Origin of the sequence: Actinophytocola algeriensis, assembly GCF_014203735.1 — a bacterium.
GTDB lineage: Bacteria > Actinomycetota > Actinomycetes > Mycobacteriales > Pseudonocardiaceae > Actinophytocola > Actinophytocola algeriensis.
Genome location: NZ_JACHJQ010000006.1, coordinates 903,456 through 925,974, shown reverse-complemented (window position 1 = coordinate 925,974; position 22,519 = coordinate 903,456). Strand labels below are relative to the sequence as shown.

At 68.2% G+C, this 22,519-nt stretch carries 24 protein-coding genes and 3 pseudogenes; 14 read left to right on the top strand and 13 right to left on the bottom strand.

Going from position 1 to position 22,519, the window contains the following annotated elements:
- Positions 1 to 112 precede the first annotated feature (112 nt).
- A pseudogene (locus FHR82_RS31160) lies at positions 113 to 314 on the bottom strand (peptide-methionine (R)-S-oxide reductase); the annotation flags it as partial.
- Positions 315 to 604: 290 nt separating this feature from the next.
- Here FHR82_RS31160 and FHR82_RS31155 point away from each other — a divergent pair.
- Positions 605 to 838, top strand: a complete 234-nt coding sequence (locus tag FHR82_RS31155; RefSeq protein WP_184814108.1) for a hypothetical protein — start codon at positions 605 to 607, stop codon at positions 836 to 838.
- Positions 839 to 902: 64 nt separating this feature from the next.
- On the opposite strand, the pseudogene FHR82_RS31150 reads toward FHR82_RS31155, so the two are convergent.
- A pseudogene (locus FHR82_RS31150) lies at positions 903 to 1,109 on the bottom strand (peptide-methionine (R)-S-oxide reductase); the annotation flags it as partial.
- 350 nt (positions 1,110 to 1,459) lie between these two features.
- On the opposite strand from FHR82_RS31150, the gene FHR82_RS45315 reads away from it, so the two are divergent.
- The 3 genes from FHR82_RS45315 (at position 1,460) to FHR82_RS31135 (ending at position 2,596) form a co-directional block, all read left to right on the top strand.
- A complete protein-coding gene (locus tag FHR82_RS45315) occupies positions 1,460 to 1,768 on the top strand; it encodes a transposase (protein ID WP_221464439.1) in 309 nt (102 codons plus the stop codon).
- A gap of 81 nt (positions 1,769 to 1,849) precedes the next feature.
- Positions 1,850 to 2,128, top strand: a complete 279-nt coding sequence (locus tag FHR82_RS31140; RefSeq protein WP_184814107.1) for a GTP 3',8-cyclase MoaA family protein — start codon at positions 1,850 to 1,852, stop codon at positions 2,126 to 2,128.
- Positions 2,129 to 2,371: 243 nt separating this feature from the next.
- Positions 2,372 to 2,596, top strand: a complete 225-nt coding sequence (locus tag FHR82_RS31135) for a hypothetical protein (RefSeq protein WP_184814106.1) — start codon at positions 2,372 to 2,374, stop codon at positions 2,594 to 2,596.
- Positions 2,597 to 2,642: 46 nt separating this feature from the next.
- On the opposite strand, the gene FHR82_RS31130 is transcribed toward FHR82_RS31135, so the two are convergent.
- Positions 2,643 to 3,050, bottom strand: a complete 408-nt coding sequence (locus tag FHR82_RS31130; RefSeq protein ID WP_184814105.1) for a hypothetical protein — start codon at positions 3,048 to 3,050, stop codon at positions 2,643 to 2,645.
- Between the two features lie 97 nt (positions 3,051 to 3,147).
- Between FHR82_RS31130 and FHR82_RS31125 the strand changes: the two genes are divergently transcribed.
- On the top strand, positions 3,148 to 3,399 hold the full coding sequence (locus FHR82_RS31125; protein ID WP_184814104.1) for a hypothetical protein: 252 nt from the start codon (positions 3,148 to 3,150) through the stop codon (positions 3,397 to 3,399).
- 576 nt (positions 3,400 to 3,975) lie between these two features.
- Here FHR82_RS31125 and FHR82_RS31120 read toward each other — a convergent pair.
- Positions 3,976 to 4,818: an NmrA family NAD(P)-binding protein gene (locus FHR82_RS31120; protein WP_184814103.1), complete on the bottom strand. Its 843-nt coding sequence runs from the start codon at positions 4,816 to 4,818 to the stop codon at positions 3,976 to 3,978.
- 81 nt (positions 4,819 to 4,899) lie between these two features.
- Between FHR82_RS31120 and FHR82_RS31115 the strand changes: the two genes are divergently transcribed.
- The 5 genes and pseudogenes from FHR82_RS31115 (at position 4,900) to FHR82_RS31095 (ending at position 11,206) form a co-directional block, all read left to right on the top strand.
- Positions 4,900 to 5,850 (top strand): AraC family transcriptional regulator, encoded by a 951-nt coding sequence (locus FHR82_RS31115; RefSeq protein WP_184814102.1) that lies wholly within the window; start codon positions 4,900 to 4,902, stop codon positions 5,848 to 5,850.
- A gap of 98 nt (positions 5,851 to 5,948) precedes the next feature.
- A pseudogene (locus FHR82_RS31110) lies at positions 5,949 to 6,236 on the top strand (transposase); the annotation flags it as partial.
- A 558-nt stretch (positions 6,237 to 6,794) separates the two neighbouring features.
- Positions 6,795 to 8,345, top strand: a complete 1,551-nt coding sequence (gene ltrA / locus FHR82_RS31105; RefSeq protein WP_221464438.1) for a group II intron reverse transcriptase/maturase — start codon at positions 6,795 to 6,797, stop codon at positions 8,343 to 8,345.
- Positions 8,346 to 8,588: 243 nt separating this feature from the next.
- Positions 8,589 to 10,859, top strand: a complete 2,271-nt coding sequence (locus FHR82_RS31100; RefSeq protein ID WP_512698865.1) for an RHS repeat domain-containing protein — start codon at positions 8,589 to 8,591, stop codon at positions 10,857 to 10,859.
- Positions 10,856 to 11,206: a hypothetical protein gene (locus tag FHR82_RS31095; RefSeq protein WP_184814099.1), complete on the top strand. Its 351-nt coding sequence runs from the start codon at positions 10,856 to 10,858 to the stop codon at positions 11,204 to 11,206. Before FHR82_RS31100 ends, FHR82_RS31095 begins: the two co-directional genes overlap by 4 nt.
- 100 nt (positions 11,207 to 11,306) lie before the next feature.
- Here the strand turns inward: FHR82_RS31095 and msrB are convergent, their stop codons facing one another.
- The 3 genes from msrB to hisS are packed head-to-tail and all read right to left on the bottom strand — an operon-like array spanning position 11,307 to position 13,333.
- A complete protein-coding gene (msrB, locus tag FHR82_RS31090; protein WP_184814098.1) occupies positions 11,307 to 11,726 on the bottom strand; it encodes a peptide-methionine (R)-S-oxide reductase MsrB in 420 nt (139 codons plus the stop codon).
- A gap of 17 nt (positions 11,727 to 11,743) precedes the next feature.
- Complete coding sequence (locus FHR82_RS31085) at positions 11,744 to 12,055, bottom strand: hypothetical protein (RefSeq protein WP_184814097.1); 312 nt, start codon at positions 12,053 to 12,055, stop codon at positions 11,744 to 11,746.
- 18 nt (positions 12,056 to 12,073) lie between these two features.
- On the bottom strand, positions 12,074 to 13,333 hold the full coding sequence (gene hisS, locus FHR82_RS31080) for a histidine--tRNA ligase (RefSeq protein WP_221464525.1): 1,260 nt from the start codon (positions 13,331 to 13,333) through the stop codon (positions 12,074 to 12,076).
- Between the two features lie 89 nt (positions 13,334 to 13,422).
- On the opposite strand from hisS, the gene ligD reads away from it, so the two are divergent.
- Positions 13,423 to 14,451: a non-homologous end-joining DNA ligase gene (gene ligD, locus FHR82_RS31075; RefSeq protein ID WP_184814182.1), complete on the top strand. Its 1,029-nt coding sequence runs from the start codon at positions 13,423 to 13,425 to the stop codon at positions 14,449 to 14,451.
- A gap of 20 nt (positions 14,452 to 14,471) precedes the next feature.
- On the opposite strand, the gene FHR82_RS31070 is transcribed toward ligD, so the two are convergent.
- The gene (locus FHR82_RS31070; protein ID WP_184814095.1) at positions 14,472 to 14,918 is read right to left on the bottom strand and encodes an Rv1352/Rv1906c domain-containing protein; all 447 of its coding nucleotides are present in this window, start codon (positions 14,916 to 14,918) and stop codon (positions 14,472 to 14,474) included.
- A gap of 194 nt (positions 14,919 to 15,112) precedes the next feature.
- On the opposite strand from FHR82_RS31070, the gene FHR82_RS31065 reads away from it, so the two are divergent.
- A complete protein-coding gene (locus FHR82_RS31065; RefSeq protein WP_184814094.1) occupies positions 15,113 to 15,319 on the top strand; it encodes a DUF8847 domain-containing protein in 207 nt (68 codons plus the stop codon).
- Here the strand turns inward: FHR82_RS31065 and FHR82_RS31060 are convergent.
- From FHR82_RS31060 to FHR82_RS31040, 5 genes are all read right to left on the bottom strand, one after another.
- A complete protein-coding gene (locus tag FHR82_RS31060) occupies positions 15,316 to 16,128 on the bottom strand; it encodes an endonuclease/exonuclease/phosphatase family protein (RefSeq protein ID WP_184814093.1) in 813 nt (270 codons plus the stop codon). The two genes, FHR82_RS31065 and FHR82_RS31060, sit on opposite strands and share 4 nt — an antisense overlap.
- A 21-nt stretch (positions 16,129 to 16,149) precedes the next feature.
- Entirely contained in the window at positions 16,150 to 17,664 is a 1,515-nt protein-coding gene (locus FHR82_RS31055) for an alpha/beta hydrolase (protein WP_184814092.1), read from the bottom strand.
- Between the two features lie 375 nt (positions 17,665 to 18,039).
- Positions 18,040 to 19,104: an ATP-dependent DNA ligase gene (locus FHR82_RS31050; RefSeq protein ID WP_184814091.1), complete on the bottom strand. Its 1,065-nt coding sequence runs from the start codon at positions 19,102 to 19,104 to the stop codon at positions 18,040 to 18,042.
- Positions 19,105 to 19,108: 4 nt separating this feature from the next.
- Positions 19,109 to 19,864 carry a pyrimidine reductase family protein gene (locus tag FHR82_RS31045; protein WP_184814090.1) on the bottom strand — a complete coding sequence of 252 codons (756 nt, stop codon included), beginning with the start codon at positions 19,862 to 19,864 and terminating at the stop codon, positions 19,109 to 19,111.
- Positions 19,865 to 19,883: 19 nt separating this feature from the next.
- Positions 19,884 to 20,048, bottom strand: coding sequence for a hypothetical protein (locus tag FHR82_RS31040; RefSeq protein ID WP_184814089.1), 165 nt, complete (start codon positions 20,046 to 20,048; stop codon positions 19,884 to 19,886).
- Between the two features lie 132 nt (positions 20,049 to 20,180).
- Here FHR82_RS31040 and FHR82_RS31035 point away from each other — a divergent pair, with 132 nt between their 5' ends.
- Positions 20,181 to 21,806 (top strand): ABC-F family ATP-binding cassette domain-containing protein, encoded by a 1,626-nt coding sequence (locus FHR82_RS31035; protein WP_184814088.1) that lies wholly within the window; start codon positions 20,181 to 20,183, stop codon positions 21,804 to 21,806.
- On the top strand, positions 21,803 to 22,516 hold the full coding sequence (locus tag FHR82_RS31030) for an SDR family oxidoreductase (protein WP_184814087.1): 714 nt from the start codon (positions 21,803 to 21,805) through the stop codon (positions 22,514 to 22,516). The genes FHR82_RS31035 and FHR82_RS31030 overlap by 4 nt, the downstream gene beginning before the upstream one ends.
- Positions 22,517 to 22,519: the final 3 nt, after the last annotated feature.

Here is a 22,519-nt window from a genome sequence, read left to right as displayed (position 1 = left end):
GCCCTTACGCTCGATGAACGTGTCGTGGTCGACATACGGTGCGTGTCGATCTGACTCTGCCTTCAGATCCGCCGCGGCTGCGGACGGCACACGCCGTCGGGCGGACCCAACCCTCGTCGGGGACCAACCGCAGCGAGATCGAGTTGATGCGGTAGCGCTGGTCGGTGGGGGTGTCGTAGCCCTCGCCCGTCGAAGACGTGGCCCAGGTGGCTGTGGCAGGCGGCGCAGGTCACTTCGACCCGCAACGAGCCGAGGCTGCGGTCCTCGCGCAGAACGGCTGCGTCGCCGGCGAGCGGGCTGAAGAACGACGGCCATCGGCGGCTGACGACGATAGCCGAGTCGCGTACAACCTCCGGCTTCGTTACCAGGGTAGGTCGGTGCGGAGGCGGTCCAACCAGCGGTCGATGGTGTCTTCGTAGCGGCCGGGGTCGTAGGTGGCTTGTGCTTCGTCGATCTCGGGGATGATCGCGTCGCGGACTTCGTCGGCGTATTCGGGGAGTACGTAGGTGGTTTGTAGTAGCCGTCGCGCGTGCCGGCGCTGCGCGCGACCGACGCCGGAGCAGGACGAACTCGAAAAAGTACAATAGAAAGTTGAACTGTAGATATGACTTACTGGACTATCGAAGAGCTTGCTTGGGACATCCTCCTGGTTGGCGCAGGAAAAGAGGATCTGGAAAAGACACTGAACATGTCTCTGCTCACGCCGGATTCCTACAGCGTTACGCTCGAGCAGGTGATCGCCGTTGTTCAGGCTTCCTCTTCTGATGTCTCACTGGACGATTTGGATCTCGACGCGGCACGTTTCTCGTTCTTCCTCAGTGCCGTGCAGGGGGACTGAGTGGCCAACTCCGCTGCGGCCGGGAGGGCGACGCAGCGGAGGCGACAGATACGTCCGGGCGGAGTTAACCCTCGTCGGGGACCAGGCGCATCGAGATCGAGTTGATGCAGTACCGGAGGTCGGTGGGTGTCCCGTAGCCCTCGCCTTCGAAGACGTGGCCAAGGTGGGAGTGGCAGTTGGCGCACAGGACCTCGACGCGGCGCATGCCGAGTGCCGTGTCCTCGCGTTCGATGATCGCATCGCCGGCCAGCGGGCTGAAGAACGACGGCCATCGGCGGCTGACGACGGAAGCCGAGTCGCGTACAACCTCCGGTTTCGTTACCAGGGTAGGCCGGTGCGGAGGCGGTCCAGCCAGCGGTCGATGGTGTTGTCGTAGCGGCCGGGGTTGTAGGTGGCCTGCGCTTCGTCGATCTCGGGATGATCGCGTCGCGGACTTCGTCGGCGTATTCGGGGAGTACGTAGGTGTGTTTGTAGTAGCCGTCGCGCGTGCCGGCGCTGCGCGCGACCGACGCCGGAGCATGGCGAACTCGAAAAGTACAACAGAAAGTCGAACGGGTCTGCTGCACGAGTAGGTGACATCTGAGTTGGCTTGCCGCGATGGTGAGCTGGGAGGATGTCGCTGTGCCCAAGCCCTACCCTCAGGAGTTCCGCGACGATGTCGTGCGGGTTGCTCGTGATCGTGAGCCCGGTGTGACCGTCGAGCAGATCGCGAAGGACTTCGGGGTCCACCCGATGACGTTGTTCAAGTGGCTGCGCCAGGTCGACACCGACGAGGGCAGCAAACCAGGTGTGAGCAGGAACGACTCGACTGAGCTGCGCGAGGCCCGCAAGCGGATCAAGCTGCTGGAGCAGGAGAACGAGGTCCTGCGCCGGGCGACGGCGTATCTGTCGCAGGCGAACCTGCCGGGAAAAGGCTCTAGCCGCTCGTGAACGAGCTGGCCGCGGACGGGATTCCCGTCGCGGTGGCGTGCCGGGTACTCGGGATCGCTCGACAGCCGTACTACCGGTGGCGTGCCCGGCCGATCACGGGCCAGGAACCCGCGAACCGCCGCGCGGGGGATCGCCCGGCTCGCCGACGCTGGGCTGCGAGAGATCAACTTCAGCACCGGGGACCAGCACGCCAAGTTCGTCCCGGTCGAGAACGTCATCCGAGGCGCACGAGCGGCGGTCGACGCCGGACTGCCCGTGTCCGTCATGATCGAGGTAGTCGCGGACGCCTCGGTCTGCCGCCGGGCCATCACCGAGAACCCGGTGTTCGCGGAACTGTTCGACGCCAAGAGCGCGGAATGATCAACTTCTGCGAGAGTCCCTGGATGCCACTGGAAGCCGACTCGATCGCCCAGTACCCGCCTGGTTTCGCCGCGAACAAGGACAACATCGGCGAGCGAGTCGGGTGCGACAGCATCGTCAACACCACGACGGTACTTGCCGACGGCAGGATCATGGCGTGCTGCGGCCTCGGTACCCAGTCCATCCCGGAGCTGGAGGTCGGGCACATCAGGCAGGACACTCTGGCCGAGACGGACCGGCTCGATGGACCCGTCGATCGAGTGGGAGAACATGTACGCCCACCGCTGCCAAGCCTGCAAGCGCCTCTACTCCGACGAGGCGGTGCGCGCGGTGATCGCGGCCCACCACCAGAAGAAGATCGCAGACGTTCTCTTCAAGGAGTGGCTGCTGTTCTACTTCCGGCCGGGCTACGGTCCGGACGCCGGACCCGCATCGGGGACCGAGCCGGCCGGCGCCGGTCACGCGTAGACCGTGTCACGGCTGCTGCCCGGCGACGAGGATGACCGCGGCCGAGTCAGGGGCGGTGCTGGGCGTTCTTCTCCTTCAGCCGCACGGCTTCCTTGCGCACCCCGGCCTGGGTAGCGCGCTCGCGGTGCGGCCACCCGGGGGTGGACGCCTTCAATTCGTCGACGGCGAGCGCGGTGCACAGGTCGGCCAGATAGCCGACCGAGCCGTAGTCGTGCACGGCCTGTTCGATCGCGGCCAGCTCGGACAGTGCCTCGGCGGCGTGTCCGTTCAGCGTCAAGGCCCGCGCCAAGTGCGGGACGGTGCGGGCATGGCCGATGACGTCGCCGATACCGGTGAACATGCTCGCCGCCAGCCGCAGGTGGAGGGCCGCGAGCCGGGCGTCGGCGATCTTGGGGTGCAGGGCGGTTTCGCCGAGGCGGCTGTGCCGCAGGGCGATGCTGCGGGCGTCGTTCATCTCCTCGGCGATGCCCAGGGCCCGTTGCAGGTCCGGCAGGGCGGCGTGTGGGTCGTGGCCTTGAGGTGAGCTCCAGCAGGTTCGCCAGGCGAAGCACGTGGCCCTGCACGATCAGCGCGCGATCGCCGCACCGGTGCCGCAGTTCGATGATCTCGTCGGCGATGCCGAGCCGTTCCGGCGGCGTGGCGAAGTCCCACACCGCCAGGTGCCGGTCGACCAGGACGGCGGCGAGCGCGGCGATGTCGGTGCTACACCACGCGAACGTCATCGCCTCCTCGCTCAGCTGTGCGCGCCGGGCCAGCTCGGGTGTGAACAGGAGCGCGCGGGCCAGTCTGGCCAGCAGAGCTGATCAAGCCCGACGAGAACCCGGCTCGGCGGACCGCGAAGCCCCGGCGGCAGGGCTCGAACCGGCACCTGCGGATCCATGGTCCACATCCGCGTGCGCGGCCCGGCCAGCACCGCCTTGCGACCTGGACTGCCGTCCCGCCGCCGCCCGAGCACCGCCAACGCGGCGCAGCCCGGCACATGCAGGCCGGCCGGGTGCCGCCACGACCGAGGACGCGAAAGGCCTGTTCCACCACCGGCACCGCACCGACCGCTTCGAAGGCCCAGCCGACGCCACCGGTCAGCCCGGCCACTCGACACGATCAGCGCCTGGACATCCCTGTCTCTGGCGAGAGTCCAACGGTCGGATGGCACGACGCGACAACATGCCACAACCACCACCGAAGATGATCAAGGGTAGAGATCTACCGGGGACCGACCTGATGGCCTCGCGGATTCAACTGTCGTGTGTTCTCCGTCCTGTGCCACCCGGAGTGGTCATCGGGCGTAGCGTGCCCAGGCGCCCCGGCCTTGGTGGCTGTGGACCTCTTCCGGGTCTCGGTGTGGCCGGCAACTCCTCCGTGACATGTCCATGCGTGCCTCACTGACGATTGGGGGACCAGACGCCAGTGGCTGCTGTGGCGTGGACATAGTGGGTGAAATCCCGCGGCTCTCGGCCGAGAGCACGCTGGACACCGTCGGCCAAACAGGCCCTGCGGCCGTCGAAGACCTCAGCCATCAGATCGGCCAACGGCCTGGCGAAGTGGGCTGGTGTCCCCCGTTCCTTCAGCCCCTGCGTGAACAGCTCCAGACTGACCGGCCGGTAGCGCAGCGTGCGTCCAGTGGCCTCGCCTATTTCCGCCACTGCTTCGGCGAACGTGAGCAGGCGCGGACCGGTGACCTCATAGGTCTCCGCGACGTGACCGTCTTCCGTGAGCGCCGCGGTCGCCACGTCCGCGATGTCCTCGGCGTCGGTGAAGGGTTCGGTCACCTCGCCCACCGGCAGCGCCACCACGCCCGCGCGGACAGCGTCGGCGAGGACGTCTTCGCTGAAGTTCTGGGAAATGAAACCGGTGCGCACGACGGTCCACTCGGCACCGGACTCGCGCACAGCCCCTTCGCAGCGCTCGGCTTCGCTAGCGCCACGATCGGCCAACAGCACCAGCCGCGTGACGCCGCAGCGCACGGCGAGTTCGGCGAAGGCGCCTACCGTCTTCGCAGCGCCCGGGAACGCGGCGTCCGGGTGGTAGGCCACGTACGCCGCCCCCACGCCCTGCAGGGCTGGCTCCCAGGTGGCCTGGTCGCGCCAGTCGAAAGGCGGATTGCCGCTGCGGGAGCCGACCCGCGGCGGCAACCCTCGCGCGGTGAGGCGCTCGACTACCCGCCGGCCCGTCTTACCCGTCCCAGCCAGAACCAGGGTCTTCCTGCCATCCGTCGTCCTCATGGCCCCATTTCACACCGTCACCAGCTAGACGCGGAATGGCTGAGAGGCTTGAGGACGTGCTCGAGCGTCTAACCTATCTGCATGGATGCACTATCCGGTCTCCTCGCTGGCCCGCGAGCCAGGGGCGCCTTCATGTTGCGCTCGATCCTGAGCCCGCCGTGGTCAGTGCGCGTCCAGGACGAAGCTCCACTGAGCATTGTGGCGCTCACCCTGGGCACGGCGTGGGTGATTCCCGAAGCAGGAGACGCGCTGCGCCTGCGCCCCGGGGAAGTCGCGATCATGCGTGGCCCGGCCCCGTTCACCTTTGCCGACTCGCCCTCGACGCCGGTCCAGGTGGTTATCCATCCCGGCCCCCGCCGCACAACAAAGACCGGCGAATACCTGCGAGATGTCATTGACCTGGGCCCGCGCACCTGGGGGAACGACACTGCGACCGACGCCACGGTGATGCTGATCGGCAAGTACCAGATGACCGGCGAGATCAGCCGCAGACTCCTTCGCGCCCTCCCACCCGTGCTGGTTCTCCCTCGCCGGACTCAGAGGGCCACAGGGCTCATCGAGTTGCTCACCGAAGAAGTCTCCCGCGAGGAGCCGGGCCAGCAGGCCGTCCTGGACCGGCTACTGGACCTGCTGCTAGTGACCACCCTCCGGTCATGGTTCGCCCACTCGCACGCTCAAGCCCCGACCGGGTACCGCGCCTTGTCCGATCCCGTGATCGGCCCGGCGCTACGCCACCTGCACAACGACCCCGCCCATCCTTGGACCGTGGCCACCTTGGCTTCTCGCGTGGGGATCTCTCGGGCAACGCTGGCCCACCGCTTTGCTGACCTGGTCGGCCAGCCGCCCATGGCCTACCTCACAGACTGGCGCCTGGACCTGGCAGCCGACCTGCTTCATGAACCAGAGGTCACCATCGAATCTGCGGCCCGACAGGTCGGCTACTCCAGCGCATCCGCGCTCAGCACCGCATTCAAACGAGAACGCGGAAGCAGTCCCCGAGAACTCCGGGCACGATTGCACTCAACCAACTGAGCAGAGCGCCGTTGGCGGTGAGCGTCCGAGTGCGGATCTCTCTGAGTGTCCCGCCCCGGGTTTGATGGAGACTTCGAACACCCGGAGGATTCACTGTCATGGCGGCACCACGGAAGTACCCCGACGAGTTGCGTGAACGGGCGACGCGTTTGGCGGTCGAGGCCAGGCGTGACCCGGCGTCGGCTGGTGGGGCGATCAAGCGGATCGCCGACCAGCTCGGTGTGCATCCGGAGGCGTTGCGGACGTGGGTGAAGCAGGCCGAGACCGACGAGGGCGTGCGGCCGGGTACGACCTCGGCGGAGGCGGCCAGGATCGCCGAGTTGGAACGCGAGAACCGTGAGCTGCGTCGGGCGAACCAGATCCTGAAGTCAGCGGCGTCTTTCTTCGCAGCGGAGCTGTGCGCCACGAGGCGCTGGGTGATCGAGAGGTGGTGAGAGACCGTCTCCCTTGGGTCGTCGCAGCGGCCTGAGTGAAGCTGGGGGCAGCCTGATCCGGGGAACGCCGGTGAGGGTGGCAAGCGGCCCCGACGAAGGCGAGTCGTGCTGGGACTGCCAGACGGTGCGGGCTTGTCGAGCGAGGTCAGAAGGTGCAGCGCGAGCGAACCAGTGGTGGAAGCTCCGTAACCGCGAAGCCGGCTCCAACCTGGTGGATATGGGCCGGTGTGCAGTACTCGAAGTCCTGTAGCTCCAAGGACTTCGTCTCCGTGGTCGTCTCTCTTGGTGGCGACGGAGGTCGCGTTGAAGGTCTGCGGCGTAGGCGCGGCGATGCTGCCGGAGTAAAGCTGGGTGCCTCCCTGACCGATCGATCACCTGGTGAACGTGGGAACCGTCTCGTGTTCCGACCACCTGGTCCGGGCATCCGGTCCGGCCCGGGCGGAAAGGCTCGTGTCCGGCCGAGGAACACCGGGACGGGGCAGAGGCCCCGTAGTAGTCGCGGGCGGTGACGTGCCCGCCGTGGAGGTCGCGAGAGGCGACCGCAGGGCGAAGGGGGCCAGCGAGACCGCAGCAGACGTACTGGAATGTCAGGAGGGCATGTCGCCGGTGAATACCGACGAACTTGAGCACGTGTTGCACGAGGCTCAGCGACGGGTACTGAATATCCAGACCAAGCTGCACCGTTGGGCCCGCGATGATCCTCATCGCCGGTTCGATGATGTGTTCAACCTCGTGGCCGATCCCGCCTTCCTGTGGGTGGCGTGGGATCGGGTGAGCGGGAACAGGGGTGCCGGAACGGCCGGGGTGGACGGGCGCACCGCACGTTCCGTCGCGGCGTTCCAGGGTGTCGAGGAGTTCCTCGGCGAGCTGCGGAACTCGGTGAAGGACCGTAGTTTCCGCCCGTTGCCGGTGCGTGAGCGGATGATCCCGAAGGCGAACGGCACGTTGCGTCGCCTGGGTATCCCCACGATCGCCGATCGGGTGGTCCAGGCATCGTTGAAGCTGGTGTTGGAGCCGATCTTCGAGGCGGGCTTTCTGCCGTGTTCCTACGGTTTCCGCCCGAAGCGCCGGGCTCATGACGCGGTGGCCGAGGTGCGCTATCTGGCGCCCCGTCCTCGTTGCTACGAGTGGGTCGTCGAAGGCGACATCAAAGCCTGTTTCGACGAGATCGACCACACCGCCCTCATGGGCAGGGTGCGTCGTCGTGTCGGAGACAAACGCGTTCTGGCCTTGGTGAAGGCGTTCCTGAAGGCGGGCATCCTCACTGAGGAACGTCTGCTGGAGGACACCACCGCCGGGACCCCGCAGGGTGGGATCCTGTCGCCGCTGTTGGCGAATGTCGCGTTGTCGGTGCTCGACGAGCATATCGCCGAGCGGCCGGGCGGGCCGAACACCGGCAAGCTGGAGCGAGCCAAACGGCTGCGCCACGGCCTGCCGAACGTCAAGCTCGTCCGGTATGCCGACGACTGGTGCCTGATGGTTCGCGGCACCAAGGCCGAAGCCGAAGCGCTGCGGGAGGACATCGCCGCCGTGCTGGCGACGATGGGGTTGCGTCTGTCACCGGACAAGACCCTGATCACCCACATCGACGAGGGGCTGGACTTCCTCGGATGGCGCATCCAGCGTCACCGCAAACGCGGAACCAGCAAGCACTACGTCTATGTCTATCCGTCGAAGAAGGCCGTGCTGGCCGCGAAACGGAAGATCAAGACGCTGTGCCGGGACATCGAGATCGGACAGCCGCTGGATGACCTGCTGCGTCGCGTGAACGCGACCGTGCGGGGGTGGGCGGGCTACTTCCGGGCCGGGGTGTCCTCGGCGGTGTTCTCCTACCTCGGCCACTACTTGTGGCAGACGGTGTGGAGATGGATCCGCCGCAAACACCCGAAATCGACCTGGAAGCAGCTGCGCCAGCGCTACTGCGGCGGTGGGTGGTGGCCTGCCGGAGACGAACGGGAGCTGATCGACCTGGAGAAGATCAGCACAACCCGATACCGCTACCGCGGATCGGTCATCCCCTCACCCTGGCCGGACACCACCGAGCACACTCACGCGGCCTGAACGGGTTTCGTGGAGAGCCCGGTGCATTGAAAGGTGCACGCCGGGTTCGGGAAGCGGCCCGGGGAAACGGAACCACCGCAAGGAGATCACCGCGCCCCGGGCCGACTTTCATGGACCGTCCATCGCGATGAAGGTCGAATTCGTTGACTCACAACGGAAGGAGCACGGTGTCCAGCCGGTCCTGCGGGCGCTTGAGGGCACGCCTGCCCAGATCGCACCGTCGACTACGACGACACCGGCCTACTGTCCACGGTCGACTACGGCAACGGACGCCAGCGCGACTTCACCTACGACGACCTCGGCCGCGTCACGCTGGACAACCTGACGGCGGGCGCCACGGCCCGGTCGGTCCCGACCCCACTGGCGTCGATCGAGTACGGATACGACCTGAACGACCGCCTGACCACGAAGGAAACCAGCGGTCTGGCGGACGAGGGCGTCAACACATACGGCTACGACCGCGCGGACCGACTGACGAGCTGGACCCACCAGCCTGCCGGCGGCACCCCGACCACGACGGCGTACGGCTGGGACGCGGCGAGCAACCGAGTGGCAGCAGGCGCCAAGGTCGCCACGTACGACGAGCGCAACCGCCTCGAATCCGACGGCACGGACACCTACATGTACACACCGCGCGGAACCCTGTCGTCGAAGTCCGGCTCCCCGGTCGCCTTCGACGGCTTCGACAGGCTCAAGCAACAAGGCGCCGCGACATACACGTACGACGCCCTGGACCGGGTGGCCACCCGCAACGGCGCACAGTTCACCTACAGCGGAGCGACGAACGAACTCGCCACGGACGGCACGGCCACGTTCGGCCGAGGACCGTGGGGCGAACTGCTGTCGGTGCGGTCGGGGACCGACCAGAGCCTGACCCTCGCCGACCAACACGGCGATGTCATCGCCGCCCTCCCCACCACCGACCGCACGGTGTCCGACAGCACGGCCTACGACCCGTGGGGCAAGGTCACCGACGGCACCGAGCGCAGGATCGGCTACCAGGGCGACTACACCGACCCGGACACCGACCAGGTCAACATGACGGCCCGCTGGTACGACCCGTCGTCGGGTGGCTTCTCGAGCCGGGACAGCGCGGCGCTGCCGACAACGCCGTCCCCCATGGGAAACCGCTACTCCTACGGCGCGTCGTCCCCGATGAACTACAGCGACCCGACCGGTCGCAACCCACGGGAGTGCCAGGACCTCCCGGGCAACCCGTATCCCGCGCTCTGCCTCTTCCCGGACTCGGGCGGCCAGATTGGCAGCGGCCTGGGCGGTCTGCCGAGTGGCTCCAGCTGTGGTGGCTCACCGTTGCCACCCGACGTCCTGGCCGTCGACTGCTGTACGGGCGTGCAAGCCTTCGCCCCGTGCGACTGGAGCGGCGCAGACCTGGACTTCAACGGCGGTGGCGCCAGCGGTTCGCTGACAGGTTCGATCAACGGCCCCCGAGGCGGTGGTGGTAGCGCCGGGACCCCCCGTCCCGACCCGGCCATCGCGGCACGGCAGGCCAACCGCGCCGCGGCACTGAACAACCCGCTACCGATCCCGGGCGCGATGCTGGCCCCGCTGTACGGCGGCTCGATCACCGCGCCGGTGTCCCCAGCTCCGGACGTCCCATCCAGAACCGCGAGCGACTACCAGGACCCGATTGACGACACGAACGAGAGCTACCGGAAACTGGAGAACTCGATCACCGTCGAGAACGAGACACTCCTGGGATCGGTACGGGACACGCTCGCGGCACCGGCCGAGGTACAGCCGATCAACTACCCGACCGACCCCGGCGATATCGACGACATGCTCGGAGACGCGTACAAGAACGCCGGGAAATGCCAGCCGTTCGAGGGCACGGCACTGGGTGACCACTGCACGGGAATGGCGGCCTCACCGAACTTCGACAACCAGATGGGCGCCGAGATGGGCCTGCTGGGACTCGAGGTCATCGCACCGGTCGGTGACTCGCTGGCGCTCCTGCTGGACATGCTGAACCCCGCCGCCGACGCCGCTGCTTGCGCCGACGGCGACCAGGCCGCCTGTTGGTGGGCGGCTGCAGGCATCTTCCCCTTCGGTAGATTCGGTCGACTGCTGCGAAACATTGACGATGTGCCGACGGGCGGCGGAGGAGGAGCGCGCGGGGGTGGGGGACACAACCCTCAATCTGGTCCGATGCGTATGCAGACCGAGTCCGGTGAATGGATCGATGTCCCGCAGATCTCGACGAGGCTGTCTATGCAGAAGCAGAACAGGCATCTCAGGGGCCACCCGAGCCACACCCGCGGTGGGTACATGTCATCCCTCGAAGATGCTCGAACCATCCTCGACAACTTTCACAACGGCAGAACGACGATTCTTGGGAAGACACGTGAGGGGTACATCGTCATTCGAGACAACAGTGTGACTGGCCACAATCATAATCCGGGTGCTGGTTACCCGAATCAGGAGACAAACGTGTTCTTTATCAAAGGCTCCGATTCTCCGAGTATCGTTCCCTACAACCCGAACTTTGGACGATGAACTATCCGACGTCCTCAGCCATGACTTCACGTGATTGGCACAACTATCTCGTTGCTCAACTGGTCAGTGCATCACTGGGATATCTTCCCCGGCATGTCGTGGCTGTAGGGGTCGAGCCTGGTGATCAGGAGATAGTTGTCCACTTTCAGCTGACCGAGATCGACGATAAGGACGAGGATGACATGGCTGAGATTGTCGGCGAGTTGTCGATCCTGCTCGGTGACATAGTGCGTATACGCACTGCGACTGATGTGCGCGCTCGAGCTCACACGGATCCAACCGGCCTGATCCGGTGGACCTATAGGGCTCGCGTCGAGGACGAGTCGGATCAGCCGGGATTGCGTTGACGATTGGTTGGAGGTCGTGGTCGCGCAGTGGAGGCTGTGAGGTAGGAACCCGGACGATGTGATGCCCAGCTGAGTTGGTGGGCGTCGAAGATGGGGTGCCTCAGCTCTCCTCGGGCATCAGACGCAGCGAGATCGAGTTGATGCAGTAGCGCTGGTCGGTGGGGGTGTCGTAGCCCTCGCCCTCAAACACGTGGCCCAGGTGGCTATGGCACGTGGCGCAGATCACTTCGACCCTCAGCATGCCGAGGGTGCGGTCCTCTCGTAGGATCACCGCGTCCGATGTTCGTGCGGCATAGAACGACGGCCACCCGCAGTGCGAGTCGAACTTGGTGTCGCTGCGGAAGAGTTCCGTGCCGCACGCGCGGCACTCGTACACGCCGGTGGTCTTGGTGTCGGTGTACTCGCCGGTCCACGGGCGTTCGGTGCCTGCCTGGCGCAGCACCGCGTACTCCTCCGGCGTCAGTTGCTGGCGCCACTCCTGCTCGGACTTCACCACAGGCGGCTGCTGCTCGGTTTCCATGTCATCCAAAATACGCGTCAGTGGAACAGCGTGTTGACCACGAACACCAGCGCGTCCCACGCGGTGATGGTCACCCCGAGGAGGATGAGCAGCACGAGGATGGTGGCCATCAGCTTGTAGTGACCGCCGAGCCGGTTCGCCGAGTCGGCGAAGTCACCGACGTCCGACAGGTAGCCCTCGACGGTGTAGCTGGAGTGCATGCGCTGCTGACGATCCAGGTGCGCGGCGAACGCCTGCGCCTCCGGGTCGTCGGGATCCAAGCCGATCAGCTCGTCGTCGAACTGCGACCGCTTCTTCTCCGGTTCCTCCGGATATGCGGTGGCCGCCATGACCCCACCGTAACCTCTCTAACTTTCCTTGTCGCCGAGGACGCGCTCCAGCCCCGTCTCACCCGGCTTGACGTGCACGAACGACGTGAAACCCCACTCCTCCAGACGAGTGAGCTGGGCGCCGAACTTGCCGGACCGGCGCACCGGCGACACTGCTCGGTCACCCTGCCGCAGCTCCCGCGCGATCGTCAGGACCTCGGGGACCGGCGTGTCCGTCTCGTACAGGACCGCCACCGCCTCGCGGCGCGGCGCGCTCGCCAGCAGGTCCACGATCCGCTCGAAGCCGATCGAGAAACCGCAGGCAGGCACGTCCGTGCCGAGGAACCGGCCGACGAGCCGGTCGTAGCGACCGCCGCCCGCCACCGAGCCGCCCGACGCGGGGTGCGTGACCTCGAAGATCTGACCCGTGTAGTACCCCATGCCGCGGACCAGGGTGGGGTCGAACTCCCAGGTCAGGCCGGGTAGCGCGGCCAGGCCGTCGACCGTGGTGGTCAGGTCGGTCAGCACGTCGTCGCCGAGGCCGGGCAGTGTGGTGGACAGCTGGTCGGTGAGCTTCGCCGCGTCCAGGCCCTGCAGACCGGTGATGGTCGCCTGGAGCCGGCCCGCGGTGGCCTCGTCGATGCCGACGCGGTCGGTCAGCTCGGCGCGGACCTTGTCCCAGCCGATCTTGTCCAGTTTGTCGAGCGTGATGAACAGGCGGTCCCAGCCGTCGGCGGGTACCCCGCACTGCTCGGCCAGCGCGGACAGGAACCGCCGGTCGGACACCCGTACGGTCGTACCGGAAAGGCCCGCGGCGGTCAGGGCCGCCGACGTAGCCTCGATCAGCTCCACCTCGGCCAGCACGCTCGGCTCGCCGAGCACATCGATGTCGCACTGGTAGAACTGCCGGTAGCGGCCCTTCGCGGGCCGCTCCGCCCGCCACACCGGACCGAACTGGAACGAGCGGAACGGCTGCGGGAGCGTCGCCCGGTTGGCACCGTAGAAGCGGGACAGCGGCACGGTCAGGTCGAAGCGCAGGCCGAGGTCGACGAGGTCGGACAGCGGCGTCCCGTCGGCGACCGTCGGCTCGAGGCCGCGGCGCAGCACCTGGTAGATCAGCTTCTGGTTCTCGCCGCCCTGACCGCCCTGCAGGCGCTCGATGTTCTCCAGCGCCGGGGTCTCGATGCGCTGGTAGCCGTAGCGGCGGTAGACCTCCGTGATCCGCGCCAGGACATGGTCACGCACGGCGACGGTCGAGGGCAGCAGATCACGGGTTCCCCTCGCGGGGGTCAGGTCCATCTTCACCGCTATTACGCTACTTGACCAGGCGAAGAGCTTTTCCGGTGACCGTGTGCCGATGGCCGTAGGCTGGCGCGGTGGCCGAGGCGATGGAGTTCGAGGTGGACGGGCACGCCGTGCGCGTGTCGAGTCCGGACAAGCCCTACTTTGCCGAGCTGGGGATCACGAAGTCCGACGTCGTCCGGTACTTCCTGTCGGTGGGCGACGGCATCCTCGGCGCGTTGCGCGACCGGCCCACCACGCTGGAGCGCTGGCCGGGCGGAGTGTTCGAGGGCGCGAAGCTGTCCACGCGCGCCGACAACCGGGGCGACGCGTTCTACCAGAAGCGGGTGCCGAAGGGCGCGCCGCCGTTCGTGGAGACGGCCAGGATCACGTTCCCGAGCGGCAGGCCCGCAGACGAGGTCTGCCCGACGACGCTCGCGGTGGTCGTGTGGGCGGTCAACCTCGGCACGCTGACGTTCCACCCGTGGCCGGTGCGGCGGCCCGAGGTCGACCACCCGGACCAGCTGCGGATCGACCTGGACCCGCAGCCGGGCACGGACTTCCGCGACGCGGTGCGGGTCGCGGGTGAGCTGCGTTCCCTTCTCGAGTCGCTGGGCATGGCGGGCTTCCCGAAGACCTCCGGCGGCCGCGGCCTGCACGTCTACGTGCCGATCGAGCCGCGCTGGACGTTCGTCGAGGCCAGGCGCGCGGTGATCGCACTGGGCCGCGAGCTGGCCCGCCGCATGCCCGACGACGTGACGATGAGCTGGTGGAAGGAGGAGCGCGGCGAACGGATCTTCATCGACTTCAACCAGATGGCGCGGGACCGGACCATCGCGGGCGCGTACTCCATCCGGCCGACGCCGAGGGCGCAGGTCTCGGCGCCGGTGACGTGGGAGGAGCTGCCGGACGTCATGCCCGCGGACTTCACCGTGCTCACCATGCCGGCACGGTTCGCACAGGTGGGTGACCTGCACGCCGGGGTGGCGACCACGGCGTTCTCGCTGGAGCCGCTGCTGGAGCTGGTGGCCCGCGACGAGGCGAACGGTGAGGGCGACATGCCGTACCCGCCGGAGTACCCGAAGATGGCAGGCGAGCCGAAGCGCGTGCAGCCCAGCCGCGCGCGGGACGACTAGAGCCGCACCTGGTCCACCGGTCAGCCGACCTTCTGCCACGGCTGGCAGCCCGCGGTCTCCACCAGTTCGTCGATGCTGACCGTCAGGGTGCCGGGGCCGGTGATGACGCCGTTCTCGATGAGGCCGCCCGCGCCGTCGGTTCTGGTCCAGTAGCAGCCGCCCGCATTGGTGCCGCTCGGGCCGGTTGTCTGGTAGATGCCCGGTTGCACCTCGATGCCCACCACGTGGATGCCGTCCAGCAGTGCCGTTGCGGGGATCTCCGGGGGCGGTGCGACGGTGACCGTCACCCGTACGGTGCTCGTCTGGACCTGTGTCGCGGTGACGGTGACCCTGGTGGACGAGCTGTCCGCCGACTCGTTCGTGCTGGCCGCGGCGCCGACGATCGCCGCGACGACGGTCACGACGACGCCTGCGACGGTCAGCACCAGCCACGGCCACAAGGGCCAGCGGCGGTCCGACGTCGTCATGAGCGCGGCTCCTCACCTGGGTTTCTGCTGCCTGGGCGTCGTCATCTTTGTCGAAACCGTTACGGCACCGCGACATCCAATGCGGTGAACATGTGCTTGTTCTCATGTTTCCGCGCACCCGCACATGTCCTGGTTGCTTTCGGCGGGATCGCAAGGAAGCATCGAAGGGACGGAAGCCCGGAAGGGAGGTCATCGTGACGAAGTCGTACGTCGTGCGCTACGTGGGCGGGCCGCTCGACGGGCGCGTCGACACGCTGCCCGAGCTGCCGGAACAACCCCGTGACACCGTCACACACGTGCATCTGCACGAGGGTCCGAAGATCGTGCACCACTACGATCTCTGCTACGCCGTCGAGTACGGCTGCGAGTACCGCGTGCGCGAGAACGAAGACGCTGACTAGCGTCGTACGGACAGCTCCGCCAGCACCGGGCGGTGGTCGGAGGCGAGTGTCTCCGGCACGGTCGCGGACCGCACCCGCACCCCGTCCGACACGGTGACGAAGTCGATCCGCTTCGTCGGCGCCGCCGCCGGATACGTGGCACCGGCCGGGTTGGCGTCAGTCAGCACTGTCCACAGTGGAGCAAGCTCGGGTGCGTCGTGCTCGGCGTTGAAGTCGCCGAGCAGCACCTGCGGGCCGCGGTCGGCGGACATGATCCGCAGCGTGTCCGCCACCTGCATCTCGCGCACCGCCGGGTCGGCGCGGTAGTCCAGGTGCGTCGAGTACACGTGGACCGGCACGCCGCGGACCAGCACGACCGCCTCCGCGAAGCCGGGTGCCGGCGCGGGTACCGGGTTGGGATCCTGTGTGGACAGTCGAGTGATCTCGTGGTTCTCGGTGTGCGGCATGGGGAAGCGGCTGAGGATCGCCACGCCGTACTGCCGCCGGGGCGCGTCCGGGGTGAGCGGGTCCAGGTCGTAGATCGGGGCGAAGAACACCCGCATCGCCAGCTTGTCCGCCAGCTCGCGGGCCTGGTCGCGGAAGTCGCTGCGCGCGTCCCAGTGCACGTCGACTTCCTGCAGTGCCACGACGTCCGCACTGGTCGCGCGGATCGCGTCCGCCGTGCGGGCCAGGTCGAGCTCGCCGTCCACACCGATGCCGGTGTGGATGTTGAAGCTCAGCACCCGCAGGGAGACCGGCGCCGGGGCGGCCGACGCCGGGGTCGCGAGCAGGAACGACAGCATGACCAGCAGTACCCCGACGCCTCGCATGGGGGACACCCTAACGCGTGATCACGGGGGGCAGACTGTTCCGTTTCGGGGGACGGCGCCTTCGGTGAGGAAACCGATCGCCGCGGTCGTGGCGCACGTGGAGAAGCCCAGTGCGCCGTGCCCAGCGCCTTGCCAGGACAGGAAGACACCGGAGTCGAGCTGTTGTGCGGCGCGCTGGGAGCCGTCGAGCGGGGTGACGGCGTCGCTCGCGGTGCCGATCACCAGGATCGGCGGCGCGCCGCGGCCGGTGGGTGTCGGCAACGGGTGGTCCGGCACGGTCCACGGGCCGCAGAACGCGAGGCGCTGCGCGGCGACCGGGCCGAACAGCGGGAACCGGTCCTGCCAGTCCTCCGCCGCGTTTCTCACTTGGTCGGGTGACAGCCGGGTCTTCATGTCGTTGCAGATCGTGACCAGTGCGCCGTCGAGCGACGCGACCTGGACGTCGCTGCCCACGGCGGTCGGGGTCAGGATGGTGAGCAGGCCGGAGCCGTCGCCGCCGTTGGCCTTCGCCAGCGCGGTGGCCAGCGCGGGCCAGCTCCTGCGGTCGGACAGGCCGATCGCGATCGCGTGCATGGCCGCGCCCGCCGTGACGTCCAGTCCCTCGTTGCCGGGGATGGGGTTGGTGCGCAGCCTGCCCATCAGGTCCGAGATGACGCGCTCGGGCGCGGTGCCCAGCTCGCAGCGGCGCTGCACGCAGTCGGCGACGAACGCGTCCCAGGCGGCCTCGCCGCCCTTCGCCACGCCCTCGAAGGCCAGCTGCGCGTCGGGTGTCGGGTCGGGAACGCCGTCGAGGACGAGCCGCCCCACCCGATCAGGGAACCGGTCGGCGAACATGCTCACTACGCGTGAACCCTCGCCGTGACCGATCGCGTTCAGGCGGGACACGCCGAGACCGGAGCGCAGGGAGTCCAGGTCGGCGGCGGTGCGCCAGGTGTCGATGGCGGGGAGCTGGCGTTCCAGCGTGATGGAGCACTGCTGGCCCGCGGTCTGCGCGGCCTCGAACCAGGCGTCGACGTCCAGCGCGGCGGGGTCGGGTTCGATCATCTCGCGGCGGATCTGCTGGGGCACGCAGTTGACGGCGGCCGAGTTGCCGGTGCCGCGGCGGTCCATGCCGATAAGCTGGAACTTCTGGAAGAACGCCTGCGGGAGGGAGGCGGCGAGCCGGGCGGCGTAGATCGTGCCGGGGGTGCCGTCGACGTCGTTGACGACCGCGATCGGGACCGGACCGTCGCCTGCCTTGAGCAGCTGGATGCGGGCGGTGCCGCGGTCCGGCGCGTACGGGGAGTCTAGGACCCCGTTCACCCGTCCGCAGTTGATTTTCAGCCATCCCGGGATTTGCGGCGTTGACAGAGCGTCACGGATCTCGCCGGAGCAGGTGCGCCACTGGATGTTGCTGTCGGCTTCCTCGAGCGGCGGGACCTCGTTGGGCTGGACCGACTGGGTCGTCGAGCCGCCGGCGCCGTCGTTGGTGACGATCTCCGGACGGACCGAGGGACCGGCCGTGCAGGCGGACAGGGTTGCGGCGGCGACCAGCATGGCCACACCTACTCGCCAGGCCGTCACCTTGTCTTGTCCTCCCCTTTTCGTGGTCGGTTGCAGGGTGGCACGGGGGAGGTGAGAACTGGGTGAACGTGGTCGGGGCCGGCCTCCGGCCCCCGGATTCCAGCCTACGGGGTGGGGGCGACAGTCATCGCTGGTCAGCAGGGCCCCTGTGGACAACTCTGTGCGTTGTGGACAACCGGCTGTCGGCGGGCCGTCGTTGTCGGTGGTGCTCGTTACGCTGGATCTCGGGGGGCGACGGCCGCCGTTGATCATGCCGAGGATGGTCGCGCCGGTTCTGCCGGTGCTCGTGGCCAGGCTGGGGATGGGGCCCGCGGCCGCCGCCGTTGGTTCCGGTCCCGGGCTTCGCCGTCAGGCGAGTACGTCTGCCAGGTCGAACCTGACCGGTTCTTCCAGCTGTTCGTACGTGCAGCTCTTCGGGTCGCGGTCGGGGCGCCAGCGGGAGAACTGGGCGGTGTGCCGGAAACGGACACCCTCCATGTGGTCGTACCGCACCTCCACCACCCGCTCCGGCCGCAGCGGCACGAACGACAGGTCCTTGCCCGCCTGCCAGCGGCTGCCCTCCGCGTTGCGCGGCGTGCGGTTCCCCTCCTCCTGCTTCGCCCACGCCCACGGGTGGTTGTCGAAGTCGGTGACCAGCTCCTGCATCTCCTCGAACAGCTCTTCCCGCCGCGCCAGGGGGAACGCGCCGATCACCCCCACGCTCGCCAGCACACCCTCGTCGTTGTACAGGCCCAGCAGCAACGACCCGACACGGTTCGGGGCGGTCTTGTGGACTCGGTACCCCGCGACCACGCAGTCGGCCGTGCGTTCGTGCTTGATCTTGAACATCACGCGCTTGTCCGGTTCGTACTGGCCGTCCAGCGGTTTCGCGATCAGACCGTCCAAGCCAGCGCCCTCGAACTGTTCGAACCACTCCTTGGCCACCGCCGGGTCGGTGGTCGTCTTCGTCAGGTGGACGGGGGCGGCGGCGGGAGCCAGGGCCTCTTCCAGCGCAGCCCGGCGTTCCGCGAAGGGCCGCTCGGTGTAGTCGACGTCGTCCAGGGCCAGCAGGTCGAAGCCGATGAACTTGGCCGGCGTGGTCTCCGACAGCATCCTGACGCGGCTCGCTGCCGGGTGGATGCGCTGGGCCAGCACCTCGAAGTCCAGGCGGTCGCCCGTCGGGCCGACCACGACGATCTCACCGTCGATGACGCAACGTGTGGGGAAGTTGGCCTTCACCGCTTCCACCAGTTCCGGGAAGTACCTGGTCATCGGACGTTCGTTGCGGCTGCCGATCTCCACGTCGTCACCGTCGCGGAAGATGATGGACCTGAAGCCGTCCCATTTCGGCTCGTAGCTCATCTCGCCCGTCGGGATCTTCTTCACCGGCTTGGCCAGCATCGGTTTGACCGGCGGCATGATCGGGAGCTGCATGGCGTCATTCTGGCCCGGATGCCGCCTTCTTGCGATACCGCAGCATCAGAAAGCCCTCGTCGGACAGCACCGACTCGAGGGTGAGGGACATCGGCTCGCTCGCGGGGAGACCGTCGGCCACGCGGACCGCACCCGCGCCGGTCAACAGGGGTGCCACCGTCAGGCACAGCTGGTCCACCAGGTTCGCCGCTATCAGGTCCGCGAACAGCGTGGGGCCGCCTTCGCAGCACACCCTCAGCAGGCCGCGGTCCGCCAGTGCGTGCAGAGCCAGTGCCGGATCGACCCGGTCCTCGCCTGCCACCACCACGTCGACGCCCGCGTCCGCCATGGCCTTGCGCCAGTCCGTTGGCGCAGCCTCGGACGTCAGGACGATCGGCGGCACCGTCGTGTCCGTGATCAGCTGGGAGGTCGGGTCCACCGAGCCGCGGCCGGTGACCACCGCGATCGGCGGGACGTCCGTCAGGCCCAGGTTCGACCGCCGGGACGCACGCAGCTCCGTGTGCTTGACGCCGCGGTAGCCCTCAGCCAGCGCGGTGCCCGCACCCACCAGCACCACGTCGGCGAGATCCCGGCCCAGCGCGAACACCTTCTTGTCCGCGGGACTGGACAGGCCGCGGGAACGGCCGGAGACCGTTGCCGCGCCGTCCGCGCTCGCTACGAAGTTGACCTGTACGAAAGGGCTGGTCAGCTCGGCGGGGTAGGCGTAGAGCTCCTCGAGCGCGCGGTCGTCGACGGCAGGGCCGGGGCTGAGCAGGTGCATGCCCCAATCCCAGCACGGCTCAGCGGCGCTTGCCGTTCCGGTGCTGGTTCACCAGCGCCCACACGGACACGGCCTGACTGTCCTCTTCGCCCGCGCGTGATCTGCGTGCCGTGAGCGGCTCGGCGCGACTGGCGCCCGCATCGAGTTCCTGTCGGATCTGGTCGTAGATCGGGGTGTCGGACAAGTGCATCCCTCCCGTTCGCAGCCAAACCCTCGCAGGCTACGCAGCGTACCGCTTCGGATCCGTAGCGGTGGTAAGGGGGTTGCTTTCGAAAACCAGTCGCCTGAAAGGGCCCGATACCGGACGATCTGCGCTATGGGCGCGGGATTTCTGGAGGCCAACGGGCTTGGCCATCGGCTCGACGACGGTAGGCAACTGTTCACCGACGCGTCGTTCCGGGTCAGCACCGGACAGGTCGTCGCGCTGGTCGGTGCGAACGGCGCGGGCAAGACGACGCTGCTGCGGCTGCTGTACGGCGACCTGCCGCCCAAGCAGGGCGGGGTGACCGTCCAGGGTGGACTCGGGGTGATGCCGCAGTTCATCGGGTCGGTGCGCGACGAGCGGACCGTGCGGGACCTGCTGCTGGCCGTCGCACCACCCGCGTTGCGGGCCGCCGCCACGGCACTCGACGAGGCCGAGCTGGCCATGATGGACACCGACGACGAGCCGACTCAGTTGCGTTATGCGACTGCCCTGGCCGGGTGGGGCGAAGCGGGCGGGTACGACGCCGAGGTCCTCTGGGACACGGCGACCGTCGCCGCGCTCGGCGTGCCTTACGACCGCGCGCAGTTCCGGTCCGTGTCGACGCTGTCCGGTGGCGAGCAGAAACGGCTGGTCCTGGAGGCGCTGCTGCTCGGCCGGGAACAGGTGCTGCTGCTCGACGAGCCGGACAACTACCTCGACGTACCCGGCAAGCGGTGGCTGGAGGAGCGGCTCGCGGCGTGCGGCAAGGCCGTGCTGCTGGTCAGCCACGACCGGGAGCTGCTCGCGCGCGTCGCCACCCACATCGTCACCCTCGAGGGCGGCACGACCTGGGTGCACGGCGGCGGGTTCGCCACCTGGCACGCGGCCCGCGAGGCCCGCTGGGACCGGATGGCCGAGCTGCGCAGGCGCTGGGACGAGGAGCACCAGAAGCTCAAGGACCTGGTCCGCAACCTCCAGCAGGCCGCCATGATCAGCGACGCCCTCGCGCCCAAGTACAAGGCCGCCCAGACCCGCCTGCGCAAGTTCGAGGAGGCCGGGCCGCCGCCGCTGCCGCCGAAACAGGAACGGGTGCAGCCGCGTCTGCGCGGCGGGCGGACCGGGCTGCGGGCGATCCAGTGCCACGACCTGGAGCTGACCGGGCTGATGAAGGCGTTCGACCTCGAGGTGTTCTTCGGGGACCGGATCGCGGTGCTCGGCTCGAACGGGTCCGGCAAGAGCCACTTCCTGCGGCTCCTCGCCGGTGACACCGTGCGGCACGCTGGCGCGTGGAAGCTCGGCGCGCGGGTCGTGCCCGGGTTGTTCGCGCAGACCCACCAGCACCCGGAGTGGGTGGGGCGGACGCTGCTCGACGTGCTGTGGCGCGGCGAGGGCGACCGCGCCGGGCTCGACGAGGGCGCGGCGTCGTCGAAGCTCTCCCGGTACGGCCTGGCCGGCGCGCGGTCGCAGCGGTTCGAGACGCTGTCCGGCGGGCAGCAGGCCCGGTTCCAGATCCTGCTGCTAGAGCTGTCCGGTGCGACACTGCTGTTGCTGGACGAGCCGACGGACAACCTGGACCTGACGTCGGCGGAGGCGTTGCAGGACGCCCTGGAGGCGTTCGAGGGGACGGTGTTGTCGGTGACCCACGACCGCTGGTTCGCCAAGTCGTTCGACCGGTTCCTGGTGTTCCGTTCGGACGGTCAGGTGGCCGAGACGGATGGGCCGGTGTGGGACGAGACCCGCGTCAAGAGGGTGCGGTGAGCGTCGCTGTCGTGACGGGTGGCGCCCGTGGCATCGGCGCGGGCATCGCCAAACGTTTGCGTGCCGACGGGCACCGGGTGGCGGTGCTCGACGTCGACCTCACCGGCGCCGAGGGGGACGTGCTGCTCGACTGCGACGTGGCGTCCGAGGAGTCGGTGACGATCGCGTTCGACAAGGTCTCCTCGGTGCTCGGCGTGCCGTCGATCGTCGTGAACAACGCGGGTTTCGCGCGCGACCAGCCGCTGCACGAGATGTCGCTGTCCGACTGGGACGCGGTCGTCGACGTGTGCCTGCGCGGCGCATTCCTCACCACCCGGCTGGCGGCACCGGCCATGATGGCCGCGGGCTTCGGGCGCATCGTGAACATCTCGTCGACCTCGGCGCTCGGGGACCCGGAGCGGGTGCAGTACGTGGCCGCGAAGTCCGGCCTGAACGGGTTCACGAAGGCGGCCGCGCTGGAGCTGGGCCCGTTCGGGGTGACCGTGAACGCGGTCGCGCCGGGGTTCACGGTCACGAACATGACGGTCCGGTCGGCGGCGCGGCGGGGCCGGACGCTGGAGGAGCACATCCGGATCACCGCCGAGGAGTCGCCGGTGCGGCGGGCCGGGCACCCGGAGGACATCGCGCACGCGGTGTCCTTCTTCGCGAGCGAGGGCGCGGGCTACGTGACAGGACAGGTCCTGTACGTGGCCGGCGCTCCACTGGGCTGACGT

Excerpts from the sequence above, each read along its gene's own strand:
- FHR82_RS31155 (WP_184814108.1), top strand. The coding sequence starts at position 605 with ATGACTTACTGGACTATCGAAGAGCTTGCTTGGGACATCCTCCTGGTT.
- FHR82_RS31135 (WP_184814106.1), top strand. The coding sequence starts at position 2,372 with ATGGACCCGTCGATCGAGTGGGAGAACATGTACGCCCACCGCTGCCAA.
- FHR82_RS31130 (WP_184814105.1), bottom strand. The coding sequence starts at position 3,050 with ATGAACGACGCCCGCAGCATCGCCCTGCGGCACAGCCGCCTCGGCGAA.
- FHR82_RS31120 (WP_184814103.1), bottom strand. The coding sequence starts at position 4,818 with ATGAGGACGACGGATGGCAGGAAGACCCTGGTTCTGGCTGGGACGGGT.
- FHR82_RS31115 (WP_184814102.1), top strand. The coding sequence starts at position 4,900 with ATGGATGCACTATCCGGTCTCCTCGCTGGCCCGCGAGCCAGGGGCGCC.
- FHR82_RS31095 (WP_184814099.1), top strand. The coding sequence starts at position 10,856 with ATGAACTATCCGACGTCCTCAGCCATGACTTCACGTGATTGGCACAAC.
- msrB (WP_184814098.1), bottom strand. The coding sequence starts at position 11,726 with ATGGAAACCGAGCAGCAGCCGCCTGTGGTGAAGTCCGAGCAGGAGTGG.
- FHR82_RS31085 (WP_184814097.1), bottom strand. The coding sequence starts at position 12,055 with ATGGCGGCCACCGCATATCCGGAGGAACCGGAGAAGAAGCGGTCGCAG.
- hisS (WP_221464525.1), bottom strand. The coding sequence starts at position 13,333 with ATGGACCTGACCCCCGCGAGGGGAACCCGTGATCTGCTGCCCTCGACC.
- ligD (WP_184814182.1), top strand. The coding sequence starts at position 13,423 with ATGGAGTTCGAGGTGGACGGGCACGCCGTGCGCGTGTCGAGTCCGGAC.
- FHR82_RS31070 (WP_184814095.1), bottom strand. The coding sequence starts at position 14,918 with ATGACGACGTCGGACCGCCGCTGGCCCTTGTGGCCGTGGCTGGTGCTG.
- FHR82_RS31060 (WP_184814093.1), bottom strand. The coding sequence starts at position 16,128 with ATGCGAGGCGTCGGGGTACTGCTGGTCATGCTGTCGTTCCTGCTCGCG.
- FHR82_RS31055 (WP_184814092.1), bottom strand. The coding sequence starts at position 17,664 with ATGCTGGTCGCCGCCGCAACCCTGTCCGCCTGCACGGCCGGTCCCTCG.
- FHR82_RS31050 (WP_184814091.1), bottom strand. The coding sequence starts at position 19,104 with ATGCAGCTCCCGATCATGCCGCCGGTCAAACCGATGCTGGCCAAGCCG.
- FHR82_RS31045 (WP_184814090.1), bottom strand. The coding sequence starts at position 19,864 with ATGCACCTGCTCAGCCCCGGCCCTGCCGTCGACGACCGCGCGCTCGAG.
- FHR82_RS31035 (WP_184814088.1), top strand. The coding sequence starts at position 20,181 with ATGGGCGCGGGATTTCTGGAGGCCAACGGGCTTGGCCATCGGCTCGAC.